Annotated in this window: 4 protein-coding genes and 3 pseudogenes; 5 read left to right on the top strand and 2 right to left on the bottom strand. The window is 71.2% G+C overall.

Annotated features, from left to right (window positions below):
• The 5 genes and pseudogenes from ASF41_RS25905 to ASF41_RS25895 all read left to right on the top strand — a co-directional run.
• Positions 1-254 (top strand): annotated as a pseudogene (locus ASF41_RS25905) (PhnA-like protein); the annotation flags it as partial.
• 1 nt (position 255) lies between these two features.
• A pseudogene (locus tag ASF41_RS26580) lies at positions 256-457 on the top strand (PhnA-like protein); the annotation flags it as partial.
• Between the two features lie 57 nt (positions 458-514).
• Complete coding sequence (locus ASF41_RS05070; RefSeq protein ID WP_056221335.1) at positions 515-931, top strand: CsbD family protein; 417 nt, start codon at positions 515-517, stop codon at positions 929-931.
• 323 nt (positions 932-1,254) lie between these two features.
• Positions 1,255-1,730 (top strand): annotated as a pseudogene (locus tag ASF41_RS25900) (YidB family protein); the annotation flags it as partial.
• Position 1,731: 1 nt separating this feature from the next.
• On the top strand, positions 1,732-1,903 hold a 172-nt coding region (locus ASF41_RS25895; protein ID WP_244479563.1), incomplete at its 5' end, for a YidB family protein.
• A gap of 96 nt (positions 1,904-1,999) precedes the next feature.
• Here ASF41_RS25895 and ASF41_RS05065 read toward each other — a convergent pair.
• Positions 2,000-4,816, bottom strand: a complete 2,817-nt coding sequence (locus ASF41_RS05065; protein ID WP_056491408.1) for a PAS domain-containing sensor histidine kinase — start codon at positions 4,814-4,816, stop codon at positions 2,000-2,002.
• A gap of 426 nt (positions 4,817-5,242) precedes the next feature.
• Complete coding sequence (locus tag ASF41_RS05060; RefSeq protein ID WP_056491407.1) at positions 5,243-6,151, bottom strand: LysR family transcriptional regulator; 909 nt, start codon at positions 6,149-6,151, stop codon at positions 5,243-5,245.
• Positions 6,152-6,214: the final 63 nt, after the last annotated feature.

Below are 6,214 nucleotides of genomic sequence, written 5' to 3'. Positions count from 1 at the left end.
CCGGCCCAGAAGGCCCAGGCCGAGACCCGCGCGGCCGACGCCCTGGCCAAGGCCCAGGGCATCCCGGTCGACCAGGCCAAGGCCCAGATCCAGGACTACGGCAAGCAGTACGACGAGACCGTCGCGACCGCCAAGGTGAAGGCGGAAGCCGCGGCCGTCGCCGCCAAGTCCGCCGCCACCCAGGGCGCCTTCTACGGCGCGCTCGCCCTCATCCTGGGCGCGCTCGCCGGCTTCCTCGGCGGACGCCTCGGCGCNCAAGCAGTACGACGAGACCGTCGCGACCGCCAAGGTGAAGGCGGAAGCCGCGGCCGTCGCCGCCAAGTCCGCCGCCACCCAGGGCGCCTTCTACGGCGCGCTCGCCCTCATCCTGGGCGCGCTCGCCGGCTTCCTCGGCGGACGCCTCGGCGCCCCCAAGCGCCTCACCCTCGCCGACAGCGTCGACGCCCGCCGCGTCTGAGCCCATCCCGGCCGGTCCCCGCGACCGGCCGGATCCCCGAACAGCAGGAGACCTGCCATGAACGGCGATCAATTCCGCGGCGCCTCGCGCCATCTCAAGGGCCGTGCCCAGACCGTGGTCGGCGGCCTCACCGGTGACCCGGCGCGCCAGGTGCGCGGCGCCGTGAACCAGGTGGCCGGCGGCGCCCAGTACGCCTACGGCCGCGCCCGCGACCGGGCCGAGGACCTCGTCGATGACGGCCGCCACCTCGCCCACGAGGTACGCGACCGCGCCGGCCACTGGATCGAGGAAGGCCGCGACCGCGCCGATCACCTGATCGACGAGGGCCGTGCCTTCACCCGTCACGCCCGCAAGCGCGGATCGACCTACGGCCGACGGGCCGTGCGCTACGCCGACGACAACCGCGCCTCCGCGCTCCTCGGCCTCGCCGCCGTCGCCTTCGCGGTCGGGTGGTTCGCCCGGCCCCGGCGTTGATCCGCAAGCCGATTCCCGGGCTTGGCTTGCCGGACGCGAAAGACTCCGGGAAGCCGCCCCAGAACGGAGCGTGGGATCCGTCGGTGCCCCATCCCCGTTCTCTAACCTACGCGCGCCGCCTCAGCCGATCGCGATCCAGCCGACAGGCGAGCGATCACCCTCAAATCGTACCGTTTCTCCCAGACCTCGGACCACAGGATCGACGATGAGCAAGGGCTACCCCTCGATGACCGCGCTGCTGGGCCTTCTGGCCGTGGCCGGCTACCAGAACCGCGACAAGCTCGCCGAGCTGCTGAAGGGCACCCCCACAAACGGAGACCTCGATGAGCAAGGGCTACCCCTCGATGACCGCGCTGCTGGGCCTTCTGGCCGTGGCCGGCTACCAGAACCGCGACAAGCTCGCCGAGCTGCTGAAGGGCCACGAGCCGCCCGCACCCCAACGCACTGTCCCACCGATCCCGAACACAGCCTCCACCGGCACGGCCACCGGCAGCGGCGGCCTCGGCAATCTGGCCGGGCTTCTGGGCGGCGTCGGCACCGCCGGGGTCGGCGGCCTGATCGCCAGCGGCCTGAGCGAGCTCGTCGACCACTTCACCAAGGGCGGCCACGGCGAGACCGCGAACTCCTGGGTCAGCCATGGCCCCAACCGCGACATCCCCGAGGGGGATCTCGAGCGGGCCATCGGCTCGGACACCCTCGACCACCTCACCCAGCAGACCGGCCTGAGCCGCGGCGCGCTCCTCTCCCGGCTCTCGCGCGAGCTGCCCTCGGCCATCGACCGCTACGCCGCCGACGGCCGNGGCAAGGTGCTGCTGGAGCACCTCGTCGGCACCCCGTTCCTGCCCTGGATACACCCTCGACCACCTCACCCAGCAGACCGGCCTGAGCCGCGGCGCGCTCCTCTCCCGGCTCTCGCGCGAGCTGCCCTCGGCCATCGACCGCTACGCCGCCGACGGCCGCCGCCCAGCCTGAGGTCCAGCAGGGATACGGCCGGCGTCGCCCGAGGGCGCCGGTCGCCCCATCGGTGCGGGGTGAGGCGAGGATCGGTGTGCCGGTTCCTCCGCCGGGTCAGCTATCGGCGCGCCCTTTCGCACCCTTGCCCCGGCTCGGCGTCGCGGACCGCCCGCCACCGGTCCGGCGCCTCACCACCTGGCGCACGATGGCGGAGACCTGATCAGCCGAGTAGGGCTTCTGCAGCAATTCGAATCCATGCGCGCCTTCCTCGGCCAGCACGTGGCTGTAGCCGGAGGCCAGGACCACGGGCAGGTCCGGCAGACGCCGCCGCAACAGCTTGGCGAGCTCGATCCCGCCCATGCCCGGCATGACCACGTCGGAGAACACGACGTCGAAACCGCCGCCATCCGACCCGATGCGGTCCAACGCCTCCTCCGCGTTGGCCGCCCAGGTCGTCGCGTAGCCGAGGTCCTGCAGGATCTGGGTCGCGAACCGCCCGACCTCGATATTGTCCTCGACCACCAGGACGCGCTGGCCGGCGCCGCCCGGCTCCAGAGCCGCCGTTTCGGAACCGTCCTCGGCCGCGACGAAGTCCATCTCCGCCTCGGGCAGGTAGAGTGTGAACGTCGTGCCCCGGCCCGGCTCGCTCGCGACGGCCACGTCGCCACCCGACTGCTTGGCGAAGCCGAACACCTGGGACAAGCCGAGGCCCGTGCCCTTGCCGACCGCCTTCGTGGTGAAGAACGGCTCGAAGATCCGGGTGAGGACGTCGGCAGCGATGCCCGTGCCCGTGTCGGTGAGCGAGACCGCTGCGAAGGGCCCGGGGGCCTCGGCATGGCCGCGAATGCACGGGAGCGGCACGCCGCAATCCAGCCGCAGGGTCAGGGTTCCTTCGCCCTCCATCGCGTCCCGGGCGTTGACCGCCATGTTCACGAGGGCGGTCTCGAACTGACTGACGTCCACCCGCACGCAGCAGGGATGGTCGGGCAGCTCCGTCCGGACCGCGATGCGCGCCCCCGTCACGGTATCGAGCAGGTCCGCGACGCTGCGCAGCCGGCTGCCGACGTCCACCGTCTCCGGCTTCAGGGTCTGGCGCCGCGCGAAGGCGAGGAGCTGTCCCGTCAGCTTGGCCGCCCGGTCCACCGTGTCGGATACTGCGTTGAGGTAGCGGGCCCTGCGCGCCTCCGCGAGATCCGGCCGGCGCAGGAAGTCGACCGAGGACCGGATGATGGTCAGCAGGTTGTTGAAATCGTGCGCGACCCCTCCGGTTAATTGCCCGATTGCCTCCAGCTTCTGGGACTGGCGCAAGGCTTCCTCGGCCTGCTGCAGCGCCTGGCCCTGGGTTTTCTCCGCGGTGACGTCCCGCCCATAGGCGTAAACCAGCCCCCCCTCCACGGAGGTCCGCCAAGAGATCCAGCGCGCGGTGCCGTCCGCATGGCGGTAGCGATTCTCGAAGTTGTTGAGGTGGTCGGCAGCCGCGGCCTGAGACAAAGCCGCCTCGGTGAAGACCGCATCCTCCGGCCATACGAACGCCAGGAAGCTGCGCCCGACCACGTCCGACGGATGCTGGCCCAGGATCGCCTCCCAGGCCGGGTTCACCGCCCGGAAGACACCGTCGGACCCGATGACGACGAGGAGGTCGCGCGAGTTGCGCCAGACCCGGTCGCGCTCGGCGGTGCGTTCGGCGACCCGCTGCTCCAGGGCCTCGTTGAAGCCGACGAGTTCGGCCATCACTCGCTTCTGGTCGTCGATGTCGGTACTGGTGCCGACCCAGCGCAGGACGGTACCGTCGCCGGCCAGCACCGGCTGCGCCCGCGCCAGGAACCAGCGATAGGCGCCGTCCCCGCGCCGGAGACGATATTCGCACTGGTATTCCGACAGAGAGGCGACGGTCTCGCCCCACCGCTTGGCCACGCGGGCCTGGTCGTCCGGATGGATGATGGCGAGCCATCCCGCCGCGTCGAGGGTTCCGGGCCGCAACGCGCTGTAGGCGTAAACCCGCTCGTTGAACCAGTCGGCGGCGCCGGCCGCATCGGTGGTCCAGACGAGGTTGGGCAGCACCTGCGACAGGACGCGAAACTGCTCTTCGCTGGCGCGCAGGGCCTCCTCGGACCGCTTGCGGGCGGTGATCTCGAGGGCGGTCCCGAGCACGCGCACGCAGCGGTCGCCCTCGAAGAGGCCGCGCCCCTTGGCGGCGACCCAGCGGACCAGTCCGTCCGCCTGGCCCACGGTCCGGTACTCGACATCGTAGACGGCGCGGCGCGCAGGATCGAGCGCAGCGGTGAAGGCCGCCATCGTCGCCTCGCGGTCGTCGGGATGCAGGCCGGCGAGAAACTCCGCGCCCGAGACCGGGGCGTCGGACGACATGCTGAACATCGCCTTCACCCGCTGCGGCCAGAAGGCCGTGTCGTTCACGACGTCCACGTCCCAGAAGCCGATGTGGGAAGCCTCGCTCGCAAGGCGCAGGCGCGCTTCCGTCTCGCCGAGGTCCGCCTGCGCCACGATCTGCGCCGTCGTCTCGGCGCAGGCGCAGAACACACCGACGACCCTGTCCGCGTCGTCCCGCAGGGGCGAGTAGGAGACCGTGAAGGACGCCGACTCCGCGTCGCCGCCCCGCTCGATCACGAACGGCATGTTCTCGGACAAGGTCGCCTCGCCGGCGAGGGCGCGCGCGACCATGGGCTCAACCTCGCTCCACACACCCGAAAAGACCTCGCGAAAAGACCGGCCGAGGGCGGCCGGATGCCGGAGCCCGAGAATCTCGGCAAAGGCGTCGTTGTAGAGGACGGCAAGTTCGGTCCCGACGGCCGCGAACATCGGAAAGCGCGAGCCCAGCATCAGGCTCACGGTCGCGCGCAGACCGGCCGGCCAGGTCTCCTGTCGTCCGAGGGAGGAACCGGACCAGTCGTGCGTGCGCAGCCTCGCCGCCATCTCGCCGCCCCCGGCGAGACAGGCCGGTGCCGCCTCGGGCCCTGCGGCGGGCCCGTCCTCCTCCGATCCGCCCTGCACGACCCACACCTCTCCGCGACGCCTTTGCCCACCCGCTTCCGAAGAGTCCTCCGCGCGCCGTGCCGCAGGCACCGCTGGACGGCACCGGTCCGCGCGCGACGAACGCTTGCCGGCCTACGCGGCGATGAAAACGGCGCGCCACCGCTTCGGGGGCTCTTCATGCCAGGTTTCGTCCTGCGTATCCGGCACGTCGTCGTCGCACCGCCCCGTACGCACAAGCGGGTTCGCGACGCGGCGTCCGCCAGGGATCAACGCGCGAGACCGGTCGGACGGCTATGCCGCTCACCCGGATCGGCATGCCCCGGTGGCGGGTCCGCAGGACACGAGGGCGCGCCGAAGTTCCCGTCCTCAAGCCGTCCGGCCGACGCCCGACGCGTTGCCGACCCGCTCCGCCGCGAAGCGCTCGCGCAGCCAGGCCGCGGCCGGTCCGCAGGGGCGCTGCTTGTGCCAGACCAGTTCCAAGGCGATGGGCCAGTCGCCCTGATCGAATTGCAGATCCGGCGTGACGAGATCGGGCGCCGTCTGCGATGCGGCGATGACGTGGTCCGTGACGAAGGCCCAACCGATCCCGTGCTTGACCATCTCGAGGATGACCCAGTGGCTCTCCACCCACCACACCTCGGCGGCCACCCGCAGGCGGCGCTTTTCGGGCCCGTCGCTGCGCGCGGCGACGAGGATCTGGCGATGCCGTTTCAACTCCTCCCACACCACCCGCGCCTTCGCCAGGGGATGGTCGCGCCCGCAGACGAGCTTGAGGGGCACCCAGCCGATGGTCTGGAAGCCGAGTTCCGTGGGCAGCACCTCCTGGCGCCACATCACGCCGAGGTCGGCCGCCCCCGATTGCACCATGCGGCTGACATCCTCCATTAGCGGGAAGAGCAGTTCCAGCTCGACGAAGGGGAAGTGCCGCGCGAAGTCCGCGAACAGCGCGCCGAGGGCGTGCTCGGGATAGAGTTCGTCGATGGCGACCACGAGCCGGTTCTCCACCCCCTGCTCCAGACTGCGCGCCACGCCGACGAGGTGCTCGCGCCGCTCGAGCACCACGCGGGCCTCCAGCAACAGCCGCTCGCCTGCCGGGGTCAATACCGGATTGCGGCCCGCTCGGCTGAACAGGACGACCCCGAGATCGGCCTCCAGGTTCGCCACCTGGGTGCTGACGGCCGACTGGGCTTTCCGCAGCACGCGGGCCGCGCCCGAGAAAGATCCGGCCTCGGCCGCCGCCACGAAAGCCTGAAGTTGATCGAGCGAGACCATGATCCATCCGGTTTTCCGATACGTTCTAGCTTGCGGATCGGTGTATGGCAGATAGAAGACGCCGGA

The sequence above is a fragment of the Methylobacterium sp. Leaf111 genome (assembly GCF_001423285.1).
Lineage (GTDB): Bacteria > Pseudomonadota > Alphaproteobacteria > Rhizobiales > Beijerinckiaceae > Methylobacterium.
The sequence above is the reverse complement of the archived record's forward strand: the minus strand, read 5'-3'. Positions and strand labels throughout refer to the sequence as shown.

Bases quoted from the DNA above. Each gene is read 5' to 3' on its own strand.
- ASF41_RS05070 (WP_056221335.1), top strand. From the start codon at position 515: ATGAACGGCGATCAATTCCGCGGCGCCTCGCGCCATCTCAAGGGCCGT.
- ASF41_RS05065 (WP_056491408.1), bottom strand. From the start codon at position 4,816: ATGGCGGCGAGGCTGCGCACGCACGACTGGTCCGGTTCCTCCCTCGGA.